This window comes from Janthinobacterium tructae, from assembly GCF_006517255.1.
GTDB lineage: Bacteria > Pseudomonadota > Gammaproteobacteria > Burkholderiales > Burkholderiaceae_D > Janthinobacterium > Janthinobacterium tructae.
The window spans coordinates 2,988,266-3,009,360 of record NZ_CP041185.1 but is presented as its reverse complement, the minus strand read 5'-3'; the positions used below and the strand labels follow the sequence as shown (position 1 = coordinate 3,009,360).

The following is a 21,095-nucleotide window of genomic DNA, read 5'->3' as shown; positions in this document are numbered from 1 at the left end:
AATTAACTCTGCCGGACCTCCAGAGTCACTGGAACGACCGTGCGCATGCCTTGTCCACTTGGAGTAGCAGTAATGACATTGAGTTCCGTTTTACACGACGTTTTGCAGTTCATGGCCACTGGCATTACCGATTTGTCCGCATGGCAAGTTTTCCTGTACACCATGGTGGTCACGCATATCACGATCGCCAGCGTCACGATTTATCTGCATCGCCACCAGGCCCACCGGGCGCTGGAATTGCACGCCATCCCCAGCCATTTCTTCCGTTTCTGGCTGTGGCTGACGACGGGTCAGGTGACCAAAGAGTGGGCGGCCATCCACCGCAAGCACCATGCCAAGTGCGATACGGAAGAAGATCCGCACAGCCCCGTGACGCGCGGCATCAAGAAAGTGTTCTGGGAAGGCGCCGAGCTGTACCGCGCTGAATCGAAGAACATGGAAACCATGGCCAAGTACGGCCACGGCACGCCGACGGACTGGATCGAGCGCAATCTGTACACCAAATATAGCTGGCTGGGTGTGGTGTCGCTGTTCGTCATCAATTTCGTGTTGTTCGGCGTGATCGGCATTTCCGTGTGGGCCGTGCAAATGATGTGGATCCCCATCACGGCGGCCGGCATCATCAACGGCATCGGCCACTACTGGGGCTACCGCAACTATGATTGCGCCGACGCGGCCACCAACATCATTCCCTTCGGCATCCTGATCGGCGGCGAAGAGTTGCACAACAATCACCATACGTATGCGACATCGGCCAAGCTGTCGTCGAAATGGTATGAAATCGATATCGGCTGGGCGTATATCCGCGCGCTGGAAATGCTGGGCCTGGCGAAGGTGAAAAAGCTGGCGCCGGAACCGAAGTTCTCGCACGGCAAGCTGGAAGCGGACTTCGAGACCTTGCAGTCGGTCATCGCCAACCGCTACGATGTGATGGCCAAGTACGCCAAATCCATCAAGCATGCCTGGAAGGAAGAGCTGGAACACCTGAAGCACAAGGCCGAACTGGAAAAGCGTTTCCTCAAGTCGTCGCGCAAGCTGATGCAGCGCGAGCCGGGCAAGCTGGCCGATGCGCATCATGAGCAGCTGTCGGAACTGTTCCAGCACAGCAAGGCGCTGGAAACCATGCACCACATGCGCGTGGAACTGGGCGCCATCTGGGAGCGTTCGCACTTTACGCGCGAGCAATTGCTGCAGAAGCTGCAAGACTGGTGCACGCGCGCCGAAGCGTCGGGTATCCAGTCGCTGCAAGATTTCTCGTTGCGCCTGCGTAGCTATGCCTGATTAGCCGTTACGCCATATCAAGGCCCTGGATTCCAGGGCCTTTTTTTCGCCTTGGCAAAAGGAGGAGGGGAGCTGGCTGAAAATCAGGGCGAAAAAAAACCGCTCATCGGAGCGGCTCTTTTTACAGAACACAAGATCAATTACTTGATTTTGGTTTCTTTGTACGTTACGTGCTTGCGTGCTTTAGGATCAAATTTCATGATCTCCATTTTCGCAGGCGTCGTACGCTTGTTTTTGGTAGTCGTGTAGAAGTGACCCGTACCGGCGGTCGATTCTAACTTGATTTTGTCGCGGCCTGATTTTGCCATGATAGCTCCCTTATTCTGCTAATTAGACTTTTTCGCCACGAGCGCGCATATCGACCAATACGGCGTCGATGCCGACTTTATCGATGACGCGCAGACCGGCGTTGGACAAACGCAGGGAGACCCAGCGGTTTTCAGATTCAACAAAAATACGACGATTCTGCAAGTTAGGCAAAAAACGACGTTTGGTTTTGTTGTTTGCATGGGAAACATTGTTGCCGACCATCGGCTTCTTCCCAGTGACTTGGCAAACACGTGCCATGGCGCACTCCTTAAAGATATTCCAAATTGGAAAAACGAGAGTATATCCAAAATAAGCAGATTTATCAATGACTTGCGAAAAACAATTGTGTCATGTTGTATTGAGAAAATTTAACAATTTGACTTTTACCCTTGTTCATAGGGGAAGACACTGGTAAACAGGACTGTTTGCTGTTAGATAAGCGTCCCGCTGCTGTCACGTATGTCCTTGTTTACACATGGTTAACTGTGACCAGGGCGGGCGTCGGCCTAGATCTGGCCGTGTTCCGCAAACGAATGCACTTGCCGACCGGCCACGACGAAATGGTCGAGGATGCGCACGTCCACCAGCGACAGGGCTTGCACCAGCGCGCGCGTGAGCAATAAATCCGATTCGCTGGGCTCCGGCGTGCCTGACGGGTGGTTATGCGCAAGCATTACGCTGGCCGCGTTGTGCAGCAGCGCTTGTTTCACCACTTCGCGCGGATACACGCTGGTGTGGGTGAGGGTGCCGCGAAACATTTCGCGGGTCGTGATCAGGCGGTTCTTGACGTCCAAAAACAACACGTGAAACGCTTCGTGCGCCAGGTTGCCCAGGGTCAGGCGTAAATAGTCTTTGACCGCGTGCGGCGAATTGAGGGCCTGGCCCGTCTGCAAATCCTCGATGATGGCGCGCCGCGCCAGTTCCATGACTGCTTGCAGCTGGGCAAACTTGGCGCTGCCCATGCCATGCACGGCGGAAAAACTCACGAGGCTGGCACCAAACAGGCCCCGCAGGGAGCCGAAGTGCTCGACCGTGTCACGTGCCAGCTCCACGGCACTCTTGCCGCGCACGCCAGTGCGCAGGAAGACGGCCAGCAATTCCGCATCCGACAGCGAGTGTGCGCCATCCTCGATCAGGCGTTCGCGCGGCCGTTCGCGGGCCGGCCAGTCCTTGATGCCCATGCTGTTCTCCTGTTTGTCACCGGCGCGTGCCCCGGCATGGTCTTCTTTGACGAAGCCATGGGGCAGGCGCGGCCAGTGTGGCTTACAATATCGTTTTGCATCAGCTACTTGAAAACTCACTATGTCCAACGAGCAACCAGCAGTCGTCACCGAAGCGGCTTACCTCACCCTGCATTATCGTCTTGCTACTGTTGACGGTACTGATATTGTCACTACCTTTAGCGGAAATCCTGCTACCTTGATGCTGGGACAGGGCCAGCTGGCGCCATTCCTCGAGCAGCGCCTGCTGGGCTTGCCTGAAGGCACGCACCAGACGTTCGAGCTGGCCGCCGGCGAAGGCTTTGGCGAGCGCAATCCCGAACTGGTGCAGTCCGTCTCGCGCGCGACCTTGGACGAGAACTCGGTGCCGGGTGCCGACTACAAGATCGGCGACCTGGTCGACTTCGCTGCGCCGGGCGGCGGCCGCTTTGCCGGCGTGTTGCGCGAAATGCGCGAGGATTCGGCCCTGTTCGACTTCAATCATCCGCTGGCCGGCCAGCCGCTGCGCTTTGAAGTCAAGCTCATTTCGGTGCTGTGAAGGAATAGCGATGGATAAAGAACTGTTACTGGCCCAGCCCCGCGGTTTCTGCGCTGGCGTCGACCGGGCGATCGAAATCGTCGAACGTGCCTTGCAGCAATTTGGTGCGCCGATCTATGTGCGCCATGAAATCGTCCACAACGCCTATGTGGTGGCCGACTTGCGCAACAAGGGCGCCATCTTCATCGACGACCTCGATGACGTGCCTGCTGGCAATACGCTCGTGTTTTCCGCGCATGGGGTGTCGAAAGCCGTGCGCGCCGAGGCGGAATCGCGCGGCCTGAGCATTTTTGACGCGACTTGCCCGTTGGTCACCAAGGTGCACATGGAAGTGGGCAAGATGCGTCGCGAAGGCCGCGAGATCATCATGATCGGCCACGACGGCCATCCCGAGGTGGAAGGCACGATGGGGCAGGCCGACATGGGCATGCATCTGGTGGAAACGCTCGATGATGTGGCAGCATTGCAGGTCGCCAATCCGGAGAGCCTGGCCTATGTTTCGCAAACAACGTTGTCAGTTGACGACACTCGCGACATTATCGAGGCCTTGAAGCTGAAATATCCGAACATCGCCGAGCCGAAAAAAGGCGATATCTGCTACGCCACCACGAACCGCCAGGAAGCCGTGAAATTCATGGCGCCGCAAGTGGAAGTGGTGATCGTCGTGGGCAGCCCGAACAGCTCGAATTCGAACCGGCTGCGCGAAGTGGCCGAGAAGATGGGCACGCCAGCCTACATGGTCGACAATGCTTCGCAGATCGATCCCGCCTGGCTGGAAGGCAAGCTGCGCGTGGGTGTGACCGCTGGCGCCTCGGCGCCCGAGGTGCTGGTGCAAGCCGTCATCGACCGCTTGAAAGAGTGTGGCGTGAAGAGCGTGCGCCCCCTCGACGGCGTGCAGGAAGCCGTCACGTTCCCGATGCCGAAAGGCCTCGATGGCCTCAAGCGCGACGTGGCCTGAGTCTGCAGGACGATTAAGTATCGATGAAATAGTTACCTCAAAACCGAATTTAATTCGGAAATGATCGATTTATTCCAAGCTTAGTTTTTGCAAAAGATCGTTATGATTGCTTCAAGCTTGAATATGTTGTCGTTATGACTAAGCAAGGTCACGCCCGTTTTAAGTGCGTGCACCATGCTGGTGAGAACGGTCCAGGGATGGCACTGCAGGAATTCTTCCTCCGGTGCCGTTTTTGTATCAGCGACATATTCTGGCCGAAGTTGTTCCCGAAAAATGCATATTTGATAGGGCAATCATGGATACATTCATCCAGCAGATCATTAACGGCTTGGTGTTGGGCAGCATGTATGCCTTAGTCGCCCTCGGTTATACAATGGTGTACGGCGTGCTGAACCTGATCAACTTCGCCCACGGCGACGTACTCATGATCGGCGCCATGGTGGGCTTGAGCATACTCAAGCTGCTGGGCATTTATGTACCGGATTGGCCCGGCTACCTGAAACTGGCCACCGCCATCCTCGGCGCCATCCCCATCTGTATTCTGGTCAACATCATCATCGAGCGGGTCGCCTACCGCCGCCTGCGCAACGCCCCCCGCCTCGCTCCCCTGATTACCGCCATCGGCGTCTCCATCCTGCTGCAAACCTTCGCCATGATGATCTGGACGCGCAATCCCTTGCCCTTCCCCCAATTGCTGTCGACCGACCCCATCAATATAGGCGGCGCCGTGATTTCGCAAACGCAAGTGCTGCTGCTGGCCCTGGCCGCGCTGTCGATGGGCGGCTTGGTATTGCTGGTGGAAAAAACGAAAATGGGCCGCGCCATGCGCGCCACGGCGGAAAACCCCCGCGTGGCGGGCCTCATGGGCGTCGATTCCGACAAGGTCATCGTGGCCACCTTTGCCATCGGCGCCGCGCTGGCGGCCGTGGCCGGCGTGATGTGGGGCGCCAACTATGCCTCCATTCAATTTTCCATGGGCGCCATCCCCGGCTTGAAGGCCTTCTGTGCGGCCGTGCTGGGCGGCATCGGCAATATCTATGGTGCCATGCTGGGCGGTATTTTGCTGGGTATTATCGAGAGCCTGGGCGCCGGCTATATCGGCGACATCACGGGCGGCTTCCTGGGCAGCCACTACCAGGATATCTTTGCCTTCGTCGTGCTGATCATCGTGCTGACCTTGCGCCCGTCCGGCATCATGGGCGAACGCGTGGCCGACCGTGCCTGATGTGAAACTGGGAGATTAAATCATGGCACTACTCGATTTTGACGCTAAGAAAAATCCGACCAAAGCCTACGCCGGCATGCTGGGCCTGGCCGCGCTGCTGATGGTGTTCCCGTTCTTTGCCGCGCAGTTCGGCAACTCGTGGGTGCGCATCATCGACATGGCCTTGCTGTACATCATGCTGGCCCTGGGCTTGAACATCGTCGTCGGCTTCGCCGGCCTGCTCGACCTCGGCTATATCGCCTTCTATGCCGTGGGTGCCTACCTGACGGCCTTGCTGGCCTCGCCGCAATTCGCCATCCTGCTTGAATCGGTGGTGAATCAATATCCGGTGCTGGGCGAGACCCTGGTGCAGCTGATGGGGCCGGAAATCCGCGAAAACGGCATCCATTTGTCGATCTGGCTCATCGTGCCCCTGGCCGCTGCCGTGGCGGGCCTGTGCGGCGCCTTGCTGGGTGCGCCGACCTTGAAGCTGCGCGGCGACTATCTGGCCATCGTGACCCTGGGCTTTGGCGAGATCATCCGTATCTTCATGAACAATTTGAACGACCCGATCAATTTCACGAATGGGCCGCAAGGCATCAATTTGATCGACCCGATCCGCATCTTCGGCGTCAACCTGGCGGGAGAGGCGGGCACCAACAGCACCGTCGTGGTGGGCGGCTTTTCCATGCCGTCGGTGAATGCCTATTACTTTTTGTTCCTCTTCCTGTGCATCGCCGTCGTGTTCGTCACCAAGCGCCTGCAGCATTCGCGCCTGGGCCGCGCCTGGGTGGCCATCCGCGAAGACGAGATCGCCGCGAAAGCCATGGGCATCAACACGCGCAACGTCAAATTGCTGGCCTTTTCCATGGGCGCCTCGTTCGGCGGCGTGGCCGGCGCCATGTTTGCCTCGTTCCAGGGTTTTGTCTCGCCGGAATCGTTTTCGCTGACGGAATCGATCGCCGTGCTGGCCATGGTGGTGCTGGGCGGCATCGGCCATATCCCCGGCGTGATCCTCGGCGGCGTGATCCTCGCCTCGATACCGGAAGTGCTGCGCCACGTGGTGGAACCGGCCCAGCAGGCGCTGTTCGGCCGCGTGGTAATCGAGGCGGAAGTGCTGCGCCAGCTGCTGTACGGCCTGGCCATGGTGTTGATCATGCTCAACCGTCCCGCCGGCCTGTGGCCATCGCCGAAGCACGAAGACCGGCCCGACCACGATGTGGACCAGCCGAATAAATCCACCGGCGTCGTGTCCGCATAAGGGAGGGATAGCATGAGCGAACAGATCATTCTCCATATCGCCGGCGTGAACAAGCGTTTCGGCGGCTTGCAGGCGCTGACCGACGTGGGCATCACCATCCGGCAAGGGCAGATTTACGGCTTGATCGGGCCGAACGGTGCCGGCAAGACCACATTCTTTAACGTCATTACGGGTCTGTACCAGCCCGACACGGGCACCTTCGAGCTGGCCGGCAAGCCGTATTCACCGTCGGCACCGCACAAGGTGGCCAAGGCGGGCATCGCGCGCACTTTCCAGAATATCCGCCTGTTTGGCGACATGACGGCGCTGGAAAACGTCATGGTGGGGCGCCATGTGCGCTCGCACCAGGGCGTGTTCGGCGCCATCTTCCGCCACAAGGCGGCGCGCGAGGAAGAGGCGTCCATCCGCCAGCGGGCCATGGAGCTGCTCGATTTCGTCGGCATCGCCCAGTTCGCCAGCCGCACGGCGCGCTTCTTGTCGTATGGCGACCAGCGGCGCCTGGAAATCGCCCGCGCGCTGGCCACTGACCCCACGCTGCTGGCCCTCGACGAGCCGGCGGCGGGCATGAACGCCACGGAAAAGCTGGCCCTGCGCGAGTTGCTGGTGAAAATCAAGGCCGAAGGCAAGACCGTGCTGTTGATCGAGCACGACGTGAAACTGATGATGGGACTGTGCGACCGCATCACGGTGCTCGAATATGGCAAGCGCATCGCCGAAGGCTTGCCGGCCGAAATACAACAAAACCCGGCCGTCATCGAGGCTTACCTGGGGGGATCGCACGCATGAGTAACAATGGCTTGAACCAGACTGTATTGAAAGTGGCGGGCCTGCACGTGGCCTACGGCGGCATCAAGGCCGTCAAGGGTATCGACCTGGAGGTCAACGAAGGCGAGCTGATCGCCTTGATCGGCGCGAACGGCGCGGGCAAGACGACGACATTGAAAGCCATCACGGGCACCCTGCCGGCCTGCAAGGTCGAGGGCACGATCAGTTACCTGGGCGAATCGCTCAAGGGCACGAAGTCGTTTCACCTGGTGGAAAGGAAACTGGCCATGGTGCCGGAAGGGCGGGGCGTGTTTACCCGCATGTCGATCCGCGAAAACCTCATGATGGGCGCCTACACGCGCACGGACAAGGCGGGTGTCGAGGCCGATATCGAGAAATGGTTCGACGTGTTTCCGCGCTTGAAAGAGCGGGCGGCGCAGATGGCCGGCACCCTGTCGGGCGGCGAGCAGCAGATGCTGGCCATGGCGCGCGCGCTGATGAGTCATCCGAAGCTGTTGCTGCTCGATGAGCCATCGATGGGCCTGTCGCCCATCATGGTCGAGAAAATCTTTGAGGTGATCCGCAAGGTGTCGTCCGAAGGCATCACGATCTTGCTGGTTGAACAGAATGCCCGCCTGGCCCTGCAAGCGGCGCACCGCGGCTATGTGATGGATTCCGGCCTGGTCACCATGGGCGGCAACGCGGCCGCCATGCTCGATGACCCGCGCGTGAAGGCGGCGTATCTGGGGGAGTAAGCGCGTTCAGGAAGTGCTCAGGCATAAAAAATGCCCCAGCTGGGCTGGGGCATAATGGCATCCGTCGGAGAAGTACGGGATGGATGCCTGGAGGAGCCGATAACAGCGGACCGCCGTAGCGGTCGCGCAGTAATTACTTGGCAGCCGTGCGTGGCACGACTTTTTCGGCCGCTTGCGTGAACTGGTTCACGGCCGATGTCAGGTTCGCTTCGATGGCTTCGACGGCTTGCTTGCTGGTTTTCGAGAATTGCTCGTAGCCTGCATTGGCGTTGCCGATGGCGCTTTTCAGGATGGCAACGGCGTTTTCCGAACCGGCTGGCGCGTTTTTGGTGACTTCTTCCACCAGCGACAGCACTTTGCGGTTGGTTTCAGCGATTTGCGATTCAGCTGCTTTGCTGAATTCAGCTTGGGTGCCCGACGTGATGGCAGCCAGGTGACGACCGTAAGCGATGGCTTTTTCGGCGCTAGGCTGGGCTTGAGCAGCGCTCAGCGAGAAGAATTCTTGTGGATCTTTTGCCGACAGCAATTGCTTGGCGGCGGCGGTCGATTCTTCCAGCGTTGCCTTGGCAGCGGTCAGGTTCAGTTCGACGATCTTTTCGATGCCTTCGAAGGCTTTGCTCGTCAGCGACGAGAACAGGGCGAATTGGGCTTCCAGGTTGGTTTTGGTAGCGGACGAAAATTGCTCAGGAATTGAAAACATATAAATCTCCAAAAAATCGAAATCTGGTTAATTTGATGCTGCGTGTACCGTTTGGGAAAGCAGGTGAATCTAAATTTTCAAGCTGAACAAGAATTGTGCAACGCAACAAACCCTATTCTACGGCGAAAAAAAACGAAGTCAAGCGATTCTTGTGCGATGCAACAATTGAATAGATTTACATCAAAAACCATTGTTTCTAAAGAGAAATGTTTAATTTCTGTGTGTCAATGGTTTAACCCTAAACTGTTATTTCCCCGCCTTTCAGGACGGGTGCGGCGCAGCATGCTAGACTTTGCCTCCCGCACTGGCGAATCGCCCCGGTGCCGACCCCGTTTCCCGAGTTGATATCATGTCCAATCTTCCCGCCGCGGCTGGCGCCAGCGGTAAAGCCCCCAAAGTTCCTTTCTTGACGACCCTGGCGCCGATGGCCTTGCCCGGCTTCTTTGTGTTGTTATGGAGCACAGGTTTTATCGTGGCCAAGTTCGGCCTGCCGTACGCGCCGCCGCTGACCTTTTTGCTGCTGCGCTTCCTGGGCGTGCTGGTGATCCTGCTGCCGCTGGTGCTGCTGTTGCGCGCGCCGTGGCCCGTGGGACAGTTCCGCCAGATCGCCGTGGCCGGCATCCTGATGCAGGCCGGCTATCTGGCTGGCGTCTGGTGCGCCATCAAGCTGGGCATGCCAGCCGGCCTGTCCGCCCTGATCGTCGGCATGCAGCCTGTGCTGACGGCTTGCGCCGCGCCCCTGATCGGCGAATCCGTGCGTCCGCGTCAGTGGCTGGGCTTGTTCTTCGGCTTGCTGGGCGTGGCCCTCGTCGTGTACGCCAAGATCAATCTCGTGGGCCTGACCGTGGAAAGCGTGCTGCTGTGCGTGTTTGCCCTGCTGTCGATGACGGCCGGCACCATGTATCAAAAACGCCACTGCCCGCAATTCGACTTGCGCACCGGCACGGTGGTGCAGTTTGCCGCCTCCATCGTGGTCGTGTTGCCATTCGCCCTGTATTACGAGGGGCTGGACCTGCATTTCAGCAACGTGCAATGGACGGCGAATTTTATAGGCGCCTTGCTGTGGTCGGTACTCGTGCTGTCCATCGGCGCCATTTTCCTGCTGTTCGCCCTGATCCGCCGCAGCGACGCGACGAAAGTAACGGGCTTGCTGTACCTGACGCCGCCCACGACGGCCGTGATGGCCTGGCTGATGTTTGGCGAAGCATTTAATATGCTGGGTATCGCCGGCATGCTGGTGGCCGTGGTCGGCGTGGTATTCGTCGTCAAGAAATAAAGCAACAAGCGGGAGAGCAGGGCAGTGAACAAGCAAGCATTGGAAACACCGTCGGCGCAGCAAGCCGTGGACGCCGTCATTGTGTCGCGCCGTTCGATCCGCGCCTTTTTGCCCACGCCGGTGGCGCAGGACGATATTGCGCGCATCCTGGAAGTGGCGGCGCGCGCGCCTTCTGGCGCCAACATGCAGCCGTGGAAAGTGTATGTGCTGTCGGGCGAAGCGCGCCTGCGCCTGTCGCGCCGCATCCTCGACGCCTATGCCGCACCGAAGGCGCCGGACGCGCCCGCGCGCACGGCGTCCTATACCTATTACCCGCGCCAGTGGACGGCGCCGTTCATCGAGCGCCGCCGCAAGATCGGCCTGGACCTGTATCAGTTGCTGGGCCTGGAGCGCGGCGACACGGCCGGCATGGCGGCCCAGCATGGACGCAATTTCCAGTTTTTCGATGCGCCCGTGGGCCTGATCTTTACCATCGAACGCGTGCTGGAACAGGGTTCCTGGCTCGACTACGGTATGTTCTTGCAAAACATCATGCTGGCGGCGCGCGCGCGGGGACTCGATACCTGCCCGCAAGCGGCCTTCATCCATTACCATGACATCATTCGCGAGGAACTGGGCGTGCCGGCCAGCGAAATGGTGGTGTGCGGCATGGCCCTCGGCTATGCCGACCCGGACAAGATCGAGAACCGCTTGAACACGGAACGCGAGCCGCTGGCCGGCTTTGTTAAATTCATGAGCAAATAGCGATTTCCAGCGATGTGCACAGGCAATCAGTTGATTAAGGATGAGTTTGTTTGCTGACCGTCAACGATTTGTATTTCGTTGCTGCAATAAATACTGTCCCAACTGTTAAATAGGCTTGCGATTACTCTGCATTTCGCTACACTGCAATAAGGCAACAGCTTCACGGGGAATTATCGAATGGCTAAGTTTAAACTTGCGCTGGGTGTCCTGGCTTCCCTGCTGTTTGCGCTGGCGCCGGCTGCGGCCGTGCACGCCAAGGAAGCGAACGGCAAATCCTCAGCCTCCAAGAAACACAACACCAAGAAAGTCAAAGTCGTGCTGCGCAAGGGCACGACGGCCGCGCCGCGCGAAAAGACCGTGCGGCGGGTCGTCATGGTGCGCGGCAAACGCAAGGTCATCTATCAAAAAGTCAGCAGCGTGGCCGTGCCCATGGCCGCTCCGATGCCCACCATGGGCGACCTGGCGGGTTTGAACCTGACGCGCGATCCGCTCGACCTCAAATCGAGCGTGGCGCTGGTGCTGGACCAGGCCAACTCGGAAGTGCTGTTTGAAAAGAATTCCAATGTGGCCCTGCCCATCGCCTCCATCACCAAGATGATGACGGGCCTGGTGGTGGTCGAAGCGCGCCAGGACATGGATGAAGTGCTGACAATCATGGACGAGGACGTCGACCGCGCCAAGTTCAGCAGCTCACGCCTGAAGGTGGGCTCGCAATTGACGCGCGCGAATATGCTGCACATTGCATTGATGAGCTCGGAAAACCGCGCCGCCTCGGCGCTGGGCCGCAATTATCCGGGCGGCTTGCCCGCCTTTGTCGACGCCATGAACAGCAAGGCGCGCCAACTGGGCATGCTCGACACGCATTACGTCGATTCCAGCGGCTTGTCGAAGATGAACGTGGCCAGCGCGCGCGACCTGGGCAAGCTGGCCATGGCCGCCTTCCGCCATCCATTGCTGCGCCAATACTCGACGGACCCGAAAGCCATCGTCGAAGCCAGCGGCCAGCCCATGCAGTTCGGCAATACGAATCATCTGGTGGCCAACCCGGGCTGGGAAATCGGCTTGCAAAAGACGGGCTTCATCAACGAGGCGGGACGCTGTCTGATGATGCAGGCCGTCATCGAAGGACGGGCCGTGATCATGGTCTTCCTCGATTCCAAGGGTAAACAGTCGCGTACGGCCGATGCCGGACGCATGCGCAAGTGGCTGGAGGCACTCAAACCCGCCAACATGAGCCTGCCTGGTGGGTAAAAGAAACAGGGCAGCGTTGCTGCCCTGCATTATTAGTCTTGAGGAATGAATCCCAAGGTAACGGAAATCTGGTTCGCCGTTTCCACCAGGTCCCCCAGCCACTCATCCTGCAGGCGGTCGGCTGGCGCCGAGATCGACAGGCCGGCGATCAGCTTGCCCGAGTCGTCGCGGATGCCGGCGGCCATGCAGCGCACGCCCAGTTCCAGTTCTTCATTGTCGCGCGCATAGCCGCGTTCGCGCACCAGGCTCAGCTCGCGCTCGAGTTTTTGCAGATCCGTGATGGAATTCTTGTTGTGTCCGGCCAAGCCCGTGCGCGTGGCGTACGCGCGGATGGCTTTCGGCTCGTCGACTGACAGGAACAGCTTGCCGGTCGAGGTCAGGTGCAGCGGCCCGCGGCCACCGATGGCGCGCACCACCTGCATGCCCGAGCGCTCGGAAAAGGCGCGGTCGATGTAGACGATCTCGTCGCCCTGGCGCACGGACAGGTTGATCGTTTGCTGGGTTTTCTTGTGCAGCTGGCGCATGAAGTCCAGCGCCGCTTCGCGCACGCTGAGGCGGCTTTTCACGACATTGCCCAGTTCCAGCAGGCGCATGCCCAGGCGATACGTGCCCGGTTCGATGCGGTCGACAAAGCGCGTCAGCACCATGTCGTTGAGGATGCGGTGCGCCGTCGAGGGGTGCAGGCCGGAAACTTTCGACAATTCCTTCAGGCTGACCGGGTCGGAATATTTGGCCAGGGCATCGAGCAGGGCGACCATGCGTTCGATGACCTGGATCGTCGTCTTCGGGGCAGCGACCGGTTCAATTTTCATGATGGATTTGGTGCAATGCAGTATTCATTCTTCTTTATACCATGATGTGAAAAAATAGTGAAATGTTCCGAGATATTCAGCGAATAAATTGTCACAATTCTCATGTTGGCCGTCATAATTGACGGCCGGACGTACTTTGAACCATGGAAAACTATGCAACCTGTCAATGAATTCAAGAGCAAGAGCGGCTTGAAACGGATTTTCTCCGCCTTTTTCTACTCGCTCGACGGCTTGAAGGCGGCCTGGCGCCATGAACATGCGTTCCGCCAGGAACTGGGCTTGTTCGTCGTCGGCACGCTGATCGCCTTGCTGCTGCGCATCTCCGCCTTTGAAAAACTGGTGCTGATCGGCGTGCTGCTGCTGGTCTTGATCGTCGAACTGATCAATTCCGCGCTGGAAGCCGTGGTCGACCGCATCTCGCTCGAGCTTCATCCTCTGTCGAAAAACGCCAAGGACTTCGGCAGCGCCGCCGTGCTGCTGACCTGCATCCTGGCCTTCGCCACGTGGTCCGTGGTGCTGTTCAACCGTTTCTATTAACTGCTTTATCCCCGTTGCGCGCCATCCATATGCGAAAATCACATATCAAACGGCGAAACGCTTCGTTCTCTTTGCGGCCGTTGCGCCGTAATCTGGTGGCTCTGAAAGTTCAACCACACGGGGATCTTAGATGCTGTCGAAAAAAATCATCATTGCCGCCGCCCTCAGCGCGTTTGCCATACTGCAAACGGCGCAGGCCGCCGATATCACCCTGCTCAACGTGTCGTATGACCCGACGCGCGAGCTGTACCAGGATGTGAACACGGCATTTGCCAAGGAGTGGAAAGGCAAGACGGGCGACAACGTCAAGATCAAGCAATCGCATGGCGGTTCCGGCAAGCAGGCGCGCGCCGTCATCGACGGTCTGGAAGCGGACGTGGTCACGTTGGCCCTGGCCTATGACATCGATGCGCTGGCCGAGCACAAGCTGCTGGCCGCCGACTGGCAAAAGCGCCTGGCGCACAACAGCGCGCCGTACACCTCGACCATCGTGTTTCTGGTACGCAAGGGCAACCCGAAAGGCATCAAGGATTGGAACGACCTGATCAAGCCGGGCGTGTCCGTCATCACGCCGAATCCGAAAACCTCGGGCGGCGCCCGCTGGAATCATTTGGCAGCGTGGGGCTACGCGCTGCGTCAGCCGGGCGGCAATGAAGCCAAGGCCAAGGATTTCCTCGGCAAACTGTATAAAAACGTGCCCGTGCTTGATTCCGGCGCACGCGGCGCCACCACCACCTTTGTCGAACGGGGCATCGGCGACGTGCTGATCGCCTGGGAAAACGAGGCTTACCTGGCCGTCAAGGAACTGGGCCCGACCAAGTTCGACATCATCACCCCGTCCGTCAGCATCCTGGCCGAGCCGCCCGTCGCCGTTGTGGACAAATTTGCCGACAAGCACGGTACGCGCAAGGTGGCCGAGGCTTACCTGAACTACCTGTACACGGACGAAGCGCAAGACATCATCGCCAAGAATTACTACCGTCCTGCAACGGACAAGGCGGCGAAGAAATACGCGTCGCAGTTCGCCAAGGTCAAGCTGTTCACCATCGAGCAAGTGGCCGGTGGCTGGACGGCGGCCCAGAAGGCGCACTTTGCCGACGGCGGCATCTTCGACCAGATCTACCAGCCGAAGTAATCTTCACCGGCAGGCGGCAACGCTTGCCGGAATCGATCACGCAAGGACACATCATGGCGCTGCGCAGCTTTTCCGATTACCGGGTACTGATCGTGCCGGGCTTGCATAACAGCGGTCCCGAGCACTGGCAGAGCCGCTGGCAGCGCCTGTATCCGCAATTCGAACGGGTCGAACAGGACGACTGGAACGAACCCGACCTGGCCACCTGGTCGGCGCGCCTGGACCAGGTGCGGCAGCAAGATGCGCGCCCCACCCTGATCGTCGCCCACAGCTTCGGCTGCCTGGCGACGGCGCACAGCCTGGCCCGCGACCCGCGGGGCGTGGCCGGCGTGCTGCTGGTGGGGCCGGCCGACCCGGACAAGTTTGGCGTGGCGAAGGCCCTGCCGCAAAAGCGCCTGCCTTGCCCCGGCATATTGATCGCCAGCCAGACGGACCCGTGGATGACGGCCGAGCACGCGGCGCAGTGGGCACGGCGCTGGAATTGCAAGTATATTGATGGCGGTGCACTGGGCCATATCAACGCCGAGTCGCGCCTTGGTGACTGGGTCTACGGCCAGGCGCAACTGCAAACGCTGTTTGATCTGGCGCAAGGCGACAAACGCCACCGTCAGGCAGCCTGATACGACGAACATCCCGCTACACAACTTCTCAAGGAGAGCACGATGACTTTACGCCTGGGCGATGTCGCCCCTGATTTTGAACAAGACAGCTCGATCGGCCCGCTCAAGTTCCACGAGTGGGCTGGCAATTCCTGGGTGGTGCTGTTTTCCCACCCGGCCGACTTTACCCCCGTGTGCACGACGGAGCTGGGCCTGACGGCCAAGCTCAAGCCGGAATTCGACAAGCGTAACGTGAAGGCCATCGCCCTGTCGGTGGACGCGGCCGAGTCGCACAAGAGCTGGATCAAGGATATCGAAGAGACGCAAAACACGGTGGTGGGCTTCCCCATCATCGCCGACGTCGACAAGAAAGTGTCGGTGCTGTACGACATGATTCACCCGGAGCAATCCGTCACGGCCACCGTGCGCTCCGTTTTCATCGTCGACCCGAACAAAAAGGTGCGGCTGATCCTCACGTATCCGCTCAGTACGGGCCGCAACTTCAATGAAATCCTGCGCGTCATCGATGCCCTGCAACTGACGGACGGCTACACGGTCGCCACGCCAGGCAACTGGCAAGACGGCGACGACGTCATCATCCCATTGACCGTGCAAGACCCGGACGTGATCAAGCAGAAATATCCGAAGGGCTTTACGGCCGCCAAGCCGTATCTGCGTTTGACGCCGCAGCCCAACAAGTAAAAGTTTTAATTCCAACAAAAAACGCACCTCGCCGGTGCGTTTTTTTTCGCCCGCCGATTCTGCTGGCAAGTATGCAAAATCCATCTAAGCAAATGAGAAATGGTTAGTTCTTTTTATAACGATTGCATGTGATTATTGCACCCTATAACTCAAAAATGTAATAAGAAGGGGTTTCTATGTCTGCAGCAACAGCAGCACCGATCAAGGCGCGCGGCGCGCCGTTTCGGGTCATGCCTGGTTTCAAGCTGTCACTGGGCTTCACGCTCTTTTACCTGGCCTTGATCGTTCTCATTCCGCTCTCGTCGGTGTTCCTGAAAACCTTCACCATGACGTGGGATGCCTTCTTCAGTGCCGTTACGTCCGACCGCGTGATGGCGTCGTACCGGCTGACGTTTGGCGCCTCGCTGATCGCCGCCCTGCTGAACGTGGTGTTTGGCGGCATCCTGGCCTGGGTGCTGGTGCGTTACAAGTTTCCCGGCAAGCGCATCATCGACGCGCTGGTCGACTTGCCGTTCGCCTTGCCGACGGCCGTCGCCGGCATCACCCTGACGGCCCTGTACTCGTCGAACGGCTGGTTCGGCCAGTTCATCGAAGGCGTGCTGGGCATCAAGGTGGCGTTCACGCCGCTGGGCGTGGTGGTGGCGCTGACCTTCATCGGCTTGCCGTTTGTCGTGCGCACCGTGCAACCGGTGCTGGAAGACGCGGAAAAGGAACTCGAAGAAGCGGCCGCCAGCCTGGGTGCCAATTCCCTGCAAACGTTTACCCGCGTCATCTTTCCCACGATTCTGCCGTCCCTGCTGACGGGCTTTGCGCTGGCATTTGCCCGCGCCACGGGCGAGTACGGTTCCGTGATCTTTATCGCCGGCAACATGCCGATGGTGTCGGAAATCACGCCGCTGTTCATTATTACCAAGCTGGAGCAATACGATTACGCGGGTGCCACGGCCATTGCCGTGGTGATGCTGGTGGTGTCCTTCCTGCTGTTGTTGACGATTAACCTGCTGCAAGCATGGACGCGCGGAAAGGCGAAGAAATCATGAGTACGAATATCACCGCCGTGGCGAATGTGGAAGATGCGCTGCCAAAAGCGCGCCGTTTCGAACCGAATGTCGGCCCCGTCGTGCTGGAACCGCTGTGGGTGCGCACGGTATTGATCAGCATCGCCTTGCTGTTCCTGACGGCGTTCCTGATCGTGCCCCTGGTGGCCGTGTTTGCCGAAGCGTTCAAGAAGGGCTGGGAAGCGTATATCGCCGCCATCATCGATCCGGACGCGATTTCCGCCATCAAGCTGACCCTGATCACGGCGGCCATCGCCGTGCCGCTGAACCTGGTGTTCGGCGTGGCCGCTTCCTGGTGCATCGCCAAGTTCGAGTTCCGCGGCAAGAGCATCCTGCTGACCCTGATCGACTTGCCGTTTTCCGTCTCGCCCGTGATTTCCGGCCTGATCTATGTGCTGATGTTCGGCGCCCAGGGCTGGTTCGGTCCGTGGCTGCAGGAACACGATATCAAGATCCTGTTTGCCGTGCCCGGCATCGTGCTGGCCACCATCTTTATTACCTTCCCCTTCGTGGCGCGCGAACTGATACCGCTGATGCAGTCGCAGGGCAGCGAAGAGGAAGAGGCCGCACTCGTGCTGGGCGCGTCGGGCTGGAACACGTTCCGCCGCGTGACTTTGCCAAATATCAAGTGGGGCTTGCTGTACGGCGTGATCCTGTGTAACGCCCGCGCCATGGGCGAGTTCGGCGCCGTGTCCGTGGTCTCCGGTCATATTCGCGGCGAAACGAACACCATGCCGCTGCAGGTGGAGATTTTGTACAACGAGTACAACTTTGCCGCCGCGTTTGCCGTCGCCTCGCTGCTGGCCCTGCTGGCCCTGGTGACCCTGGCCTTGAAAGCTTTTATTGAGTGGCGTTTGAACGAGAGCGACGCCGACGATTCCGCCTTACGTTCCACGGAGCACTGATATGACCATCGCAGTTAAAAACATCCACAAGCGTTTCGGCGATTTCGTCGCCCTCGACAATATCTCGCTGGACTTTCCCGCCGGTGAACTGACTGCCCTGCTGGGCCCGTCCGGTTGCGGCAAGACGACCTTGCTGCGCATCATCGCCGGTCTGGAACACCCCGACAGCGGGCAGGTGCTGCTCGATGCGGAAGATGCGTCGAACCGCCATGTGCGCGAGCGGCAAGTGGGTTTCGTCTTTCAGCACTATGCGCTGTTCAAGCACATGACGGTATTTGAAAACGTGGCCTTTGGTTTACGCGTGAAGTCGCGCAGCGAGCGCCCGTCGGAAGACCAGATCCGCCGCAAAGTCAAAGATTTGCTGGAACTGGTGCAGCTGGACTGGCTGGCCGACCGCTATCCGCCGCAGCTGTCGGGCGGACAACGCCAGCGCATCGCCCTGGCACGCGCACTGGCCGTCGAACCGCGCGTGCTGCTGCTCGACGAGCCGTTCGGCGCTTTGGATGCCAAGGTGCGCAAGGAATTGCGCCGCTGGCTGCGCCGCCTGCATGACGACTTGCACGTCACCAGCATTTTTGTCACGCATGACCAGGAAGAAGCGCTGGAAGTGGCCGACCAGGTGGTGCTGATGAACAAGGGCACCGTGGAGCAACTGGGTTCGCCGGAGCAGGTGTACAACCATCCGGCGTCGCCGTTTGTGTACGGCTTCCTCGGCAACGTCAACCTGTTCCATGGCCGCGTGCATGACGGCGTGATGGCGACCGGTGACGCCAGCTTCGAGGTGCCCGATTATGCGGGCGTGAGCGACAGCAAGGGCACGGCCTATGTGCGTCCACATGACCTGGAAATCGACCGCTACACGCAGGGTGCCGAAGGCATCGTGGTGAAACTGAGCCGCGCGCATGCGATCGGCCCGCTGGCCCAGCTGGACTTGCAGCGCATCGATAACAGCGAACTGATCGAAGCGGTGATGTCGAATGAGCGTTTTACGCATCTGCAGCTGAAGGAAGGTGAGACGTTAGTTGTCCGCCCGAAACGCCTCCACGTGTTCGTTGAACCAACAAGAACCTAAAGGCTGAAAATATATGAACTTTCAACAACTGCGCTCGATCCGCGAAGCGGCCCGCCGCGGCTATAACCTGACGGAAGTGGCCAACGCCCTGTTCACGTCGCAGCCGGGCGTGAGCCGGCAAATCCGCGAACTCGAGGACGAGCTGGGCGTGGTCATCTTCGAGCGCAACGGCAAGCGCTTGACGGGCTTGACGGAGCCGGGCAAGGGCATTTTGAAAATCGTCGATCGCCTCTTGATCGAGGCGGAAAACCTGCAGCAGGCCAGCCTCGAATACAGCGGCCAGACCAGCGGCACCCTGTCGGTGGCGGCCACGCACACGCAGGCGCGCTATGCGCTGCCGAAAGTGGTGCAGGGCTTTCGCGCCGCCTATCCCGACGTGCGCATTGCGCTACAACAAAGCGCGCCCGAGCACATCGCGGAATGGGTGTTGTCGGGCAAGACCGATATCGGCATCGCCACGGAAGGCCTGAGCCAGTTCCCCGACCTGGTGTCGTTTCCGTGCTACCGCTGGAGCCATCTGATCGTCGTGCCGGACGGCCACCCGCTGCTTGAACACTCGCCGATCCGCCTGGAAGACCTGGCCAAATATCCGTTGATTACCTACGACAAGGGTTTCACGGGACGCGGCCATATCGACGATGCGTTCGCCAAGGCGGGCGTGGCCACCGATATCATCCTCACCGCCATGGATTCCGACGTCATCAAGCAATACGTGGCGCTGGGCCTGGGCGTGGGCATCGTTGCCTCGATGGCCTTCGACCATGGCCGTGACAAGGGGTTAAGGGCGGTGGAAGCGTCGCATCTGTTCGCCAGCAACACGACGCGCCTGGCCGTGCGCCGCGGCGCCTACCTGCGCGCCTACGCCTACGAGTTCATCCTGCAACTGGCGCCGGACCTGACGCGCGCAGACATCGACCGCGCCATGGCAGGCGAGGAAGCCCTCTAGCCGATGGTCGCCCGCTGCGCGCGCGTCAGGCTGGCCACGGCGCGCGCGTAGCTATCCTGCACCAGTTCGGCCAGGTAATCGCTGGGGAAACGCGCCACGTCGACGATGGTGACCCAGTGAAAGCGGCCCATGTAACGGGCCGGTTTCACGCCCGGCATGTCCGTCAGCTCGATAAAGCGCTCCGCGCTGACACGCAGGCTGAAGCGCCATTGTTCCGGCGTGCTGGTCTTGAAATACGCAAATTTCTTGCCGCTCACTTCGTACACGAGGATGTTCGACGGCGCACCGTACAGCACGGCTTGCGCGCCGGGCAGGGCCGCGCAAAATTGCTTCAGTTCATCGCTTGTCATTCGTCCACCGCCATGAATTGTTGCGTGTTGTGGTCGAAGGCATACGCCGACCCTGCCGGAGCATCGAGCAGGCGGATGAAGCGGTCGTCCACGCTGAGCACGGCACCGAGCGAGACGAGGGCCACGTTGGCGCTGTCGTTGATGTAGTCGTCGCTTTCGTCGTTGGCCGTGAAGCGCCAGCCGCTGTCGTCAGCGTTGTCCGGCTCCTCGCGGTACAGATAGCCGACGGGCGCGCCGTCTTCCAGTATTCTTTTTGTCACAAAGCACAGGCCCGCATAGCGGTTGACGAGGTTATCGTCATCGTCGTGCTGCGTGTTGATGATGTGGCGCGCTTCGAAGGCGACGGGGTCCTTGGCTTTTAAATCCTGGATGTAGCCGGGCATATTGTCGAGCTTGCCGGTGAAGCGCCCATTTGGCGCGACCGTATCCACCAGCACCCACATGCGCTCGGCGCCCGGCGCTTGCGGATCGTCGCTGTGGAAGGCGAAGATCAGCTTGACCACTTCGCCGGGGCGCACCTGGGCGATGGCCTCGGGCGGCGATTTGTAGAAGGTGTAAGGGTGGCGCGCCGCCAGTTCGGCAGCGTCGGTCAGATGCCAGCTGGGCATGGTATTCCGTCATCAGAGTGGGGGAATGTCCATGGTAGCCGATTGCCTGCCAGGATGGCCACCCGTACGCCAGGGCTTTATTTGATAGGCCGGAATGAAAACGGGAGGC

Annotated in this window: 25 protein-coding genes; 18 read left to right on the top strand and 7 right to left on the bottom strand. The window is 59.6% G+C overall.

Annotation, left to right across the window (positions count from 1 at the left end; all coding sequences use genetic code 11):
* Nucleotides 1-72: 72 nt before the first annotated feature.
* The gene (locus tag FJQ89_RS13120; protein WP_141170484.1) at nt 73-1,281 is read left to right on the top strand and encodes a DesA family fatty acid desaturase; all 1,209 of its coding nucleotides are present in this window, start codon (nt 73-75) and stop codon (nt 1,279-1,281) included.
* A gap of 140 nt (nt 1,282-1,421) precedes the next feature.
* Here the strand turns inward: FJQ89_RS13120 and rpmG are convergent, their stop codons facing one another.
* The 3 genes from rpmG to radC all read right to left on the bottom strand — a co-directional run bounded on the left by rpmG (nt 1,422) and on the right by radC (nt 2,771).
* Nucleotides 1,422-1,589 (bottom strand): 50S ribosomal protein L33, encoded by a 168-nt coding sequence (rpmG, locus tag FJQ89_RS13115; RefSeq protein ID WP_010400929.1) that lies wholly within the window; start codon nt 1,587-1,589, stop codon nt 1,422-1,424.
* A 22-nt stretch (nt 1,590-1,611) separates the two neighbouring features.
* Nucleotides 1,612-1,848 (bottom strand): 50S ribosomal protein L28, encoded by a 237-nt coding sequence (gene rpmB, locus FJQ89_RS13110; protein ID WP_010400928.1) that lies wholly within the window; start codon nt 1,846-1,848, stop codon nt 1,612-1,614.
* A gap of 248 nt (nt 1,849-2,096) precedes the next feature.
* Nucleotides 2,097-2,771, bottom strand: coding sequence for a RadC family protein (radC, locus tag FJQ89_RS13105; protein ID WP_141170483.1), 675 nt, complete (start codon nt 2,769-2,771; stop codon nt 2,097-2,099).
* Nucleotides 2,772-2,892: 121 nt separating this feature from the next.
* Here radC and FJQ89_RS13100 point away from each other — a divergent pair, with 121 nt between their 5' ends.
* The 6 genes from FJQ89_RS13100 to FJQ89_RS13075 all read left to right on the top strand — a co-directional run bounded on the left by FJQ89_RS13100 (nt 2,893) and on the right by FJQ89_RS13075 (nt 8,291).
* The gene (locus FJQ89_RS13100) at nt 2,893-3,348 is read left to right on the top strand and encodes an FKBP-type peptidyl-prolyl cis-trans isomerase (protein WP_070224501.1); all 456 of its coding nucleotides are present in this window, start codon (nt 2,893-2,895) and stop codon (nt 3,346-3,348) included.
* A gap of 10 nt (nt 3,349-3,358) precedes the next feature.
* The gene (ispH, locus tag FJQ89_RS13095) at nt 3,359-4,306 is read left to right on the top strand and encodes a 4-hydroxy-3-methylbut-2-enyl diphosphate reductase (protein ID WP_096237572.1); all 948 of its coding nucleotides are present in this window, start codon (nt 3,359-3,361) and stop codon (nt 4,304-4,306) included.
* Nucleotides 4,307-4,601: 295 nt separating this feature from the next.
* Nucleotides 4,602-5,531, top strand: coding sequence for a branched-chain amino acid ABC transporter permease (locus FJQ89_RS13090; protein WP_131689621.1), 930 nt, complete (start codon nt 4,602-4,604; stop codon nt 5,529-5,531).
* 22 nt (nt 5,532-5,553) lie between these two features.
* Nucleotides 5,554-6,771, top strand: coding sequence for an ABC transporter permease subunit (locus tag FJQ89_RS13085; RefSeq protein ID WP_141170482.1), 1,218 nt, complete (start codon nt 5,554-5,556; stop codon nt 6,769-6,771).
* A gap of 12 nt (nt 6,772-6,783) precedes the next feature.
* Nucleotides 6,784-7,557: an ABC transporter ATP-binding protein gene (locus FJQ89_RS13080; protein ID WP_141170481.1), complete on the top strand. Its 774-nt coding sequence runs from the start codon at nt 6,784-6,786 to the stop codon at nt 7,555-7,557.
* On the top strand, nt 7,554-8,291 hold the full coding sequence (locus FJQ89_RS13075; RefSeq protein ID WP_423245205.1) for an ABC transporter ATP-binding protein: 738 nt from the start codon (nt 7,554-7,556) through the stop codon (nt 8,289-8,291). The genes FJQ89_RS13080 and FJQ89_RS13075 overlap by 4 nt, the downstream gene beginning before the upstream one ends.
* Nucleotides 8,292-8,424: 133 nt before the next feature.
* Here the strand turns inward: FJQ89_RS13075 and FJQ89_RS13070 are convergent, their stop codons facing one another.
* Entirely contained in the window at nt 8,425-8,991 is a 567-nt protein-coding gene (locus FJQ89_RS13070) for a phasin family protein (RefSeq protein ID WP_141170480.1), read from the bottom strand.
* Between the two features lie 349 nt (nt 8,992-9,340).
* Between FJQ89_RS13070 and FJQ89_RS13065 the strand changes: the two genes are divergently transcribed.
* From FJQ89_RS13065 to pbpG, 3 genes are all read left to right on the top strand, one after another.
* Nucleotides 9,341-10,267 (top strand): DMT family transporter, encoded by a 927-nt coding sequence (locus tag FJQ89_RS13065; RefSeq protein WP_141170479.1) that lies wholly within the window; start codon nt 9,341-9,343, stop codon nt 10,265-10,267.
* 24 nt (nt 10,268-10,291) lie between these two features.
* Nucleotides 10,292-11,011, top strand: coding sequence for a nitroreductase (locus FJQ89_RS13060; protein WP_141170478.1), 720 nt, complete (start codon nt 10,292-10,294; stop codon nt 11,009-11,011).
* Nucleotides 11,012-11,188: 177 nt separating this feature from the next.
* Nucleotides 11,189-12,262, top strand: a complete 1,074-nt coding sequence (pbpG, locus tag FJQ89_RS13055) for a D-alanyl-D-alanine endopeptidase (RefSeq protein ID WP_141170477.1) — start codon at nt 11,189-11,191, stop codon at nt 12,260-12,262.
* Between the two features lie 32 nt (nt 12,263-12,294).
* On the opposite strand, the gene FJQ89_RS13050 is transcribed toward pbpG, so the two are convergent.
* Nucleotides 12,295-13,074, bottom strand: a complete 780-nt coding sequence (locus tag FJQ89_RS13050) for an IclR family transcriptional regulator (RefSeq protein ID WP_096237566.1) — start codon at nt 13,072-13,074, stop codon at nt 12,295-12,297.
* Between the two features lie 153 nt (nt 13,075-13,227).
* Between FJQ89_RS13050 and FJQ89_RS13045 the strand changes: the two genes are divergently transcribed.
* From FJQ89_RS13045 to FJQ89_RS13010, 8 genes are all read left to right on the top strand, one after another.
* Nucleotides 13,228-13,611 carry a diacylglycerol kinase gene (locus tag FJQ89_RS13045; protein ID WP_096237565.1) on the top strand — a complete coding sequence of 128 codons (384 nt, stop codon included), beginning with the start codon at nt 13,228-13,230 and terminating at the stop codon, nt 13,609-13,611.
* A 130-nt stretch (nt 13,612-13,741) separates the two neighbouring features.
* On the top strand, nt 13,742-14,746 hold the full coding sequence (locus FJQ89_RS13040) for a sulfate ABC transporter substrate-binding protein (protein WP_071075787.1): 1,005 nt from the start codon (nt 13,742-13,744) through the stop codon (nt 14,744-14,746).
* Between the two features lie 53 nt (nt 14,747-14,799).
* The gene (locus FJQ89_RS13035) at nt 14,800-15,366 is read left to right on the top strand and encodes an RBBP9/YdeN family alpha/beta hydrolase (RefSeq protein ID WP_141172780.1); all 567 of its coding nucleotides are present in this window, start codon (nt 14,800-14,802) and stop codon (nt 15,364-15,366) included.
* 42 nt (nt 15,367-15,408) lie between these two features.
* On the top strand, nt 15,409-16,047 hold the full coding sequence (locus FJQ89_RS13030) for a peroxiredoxin (protein WP_099762429.1): 639 nt from the start codon (nt 15,409-15,411) through the stop codon (nt 16,045-16,047).
* Between the two features lie 230 nt (nt 16,048-16,277).
* A complete protein-coding gene (cysT, locus tag FJQ89_RS13025; RefSeq protein WP_243136569.1) occupies nt 16,278-17,087 on the top strand; it encodes a sulfate ABC transporter permease subunit CysT in 810 nt (269 codons plus the stop codon).
* Nucleotides 17,084-18,010: a sulfate ABC transporter permease subunit CysW gene (cysW, locus tag FJQ89_RS13020; RefSeq protein ID WP_243136539.1), complete on the top strand. Its 927-nt coding sequence runs from the start codon at nt 17,084-17,086 to the stop codon at nt 18,008-18,010. Before cysT ends, cysW begins: the two co-directional genes overlap by 4 nt.
* Before the next feature lies 1 nt (nt 18,011).
* Complete coding sequence (locus FJQ89_RS13015) at nt 18,012-19,082, top strand: sulfate/molybdate ABC transporter ATP-binding protein (RefSeq protein ID WP_096237561.1); 1,071 nt, start codon at nt 18,012-18,014, stop codon at nt 19,080-19,082.
* Between the two features lie 13 nt (nt 19,083-19,095).
* Complete coding sequence (locus tag FJQ89_RS13010; protein WP_099762432.1) at nt 19,096-20,028, top strand: CysB family HTH-type transcriptional regulator; 933 nt, start codon at nt 19,096-19,098, stop codon at nt 20,026-20,028.
* Here the strand turns inward: FJQ89_RS13010 and FJQ89_RS13005 are convergent.
* Both FJQ89_RS13005 and FJQ89_RS13000 read right to left on the bottom strand, forming a co-directional pair.
* Nucleotides 20,025-20,378: an MmcQ/YjbR family DNA-binding protein gene (locus tag FJQ89_RS13005; RefSeq protein WP_141170475.1), complete on the bottom strand. Its 354-nt coding sequence runs from the start codon at nt 20,376-20,378 to the stop codon at nt 20,025-20,027. The two genes, FJQ89_RS13010 and FJQ89_RS13005, sit on opposite strands and share 4 nt — an antisense overlap.
* Entirely contained in the window at nt 20,375-20,986 is a 612-nt protein-coding gene (locus tag FJQ89_RS13000; protein WP_141170474.1) for an immunity protein Imm33 domain-containing protein, read from the bottom strand. Before FJQ89_RS13000 ends, FJQ89_RS13005 begins: the two co-directional genes overlap by 4 nt.
* Between the last annotated feature and the right edge of the window lie 109 nt (nt 20,987-21,095).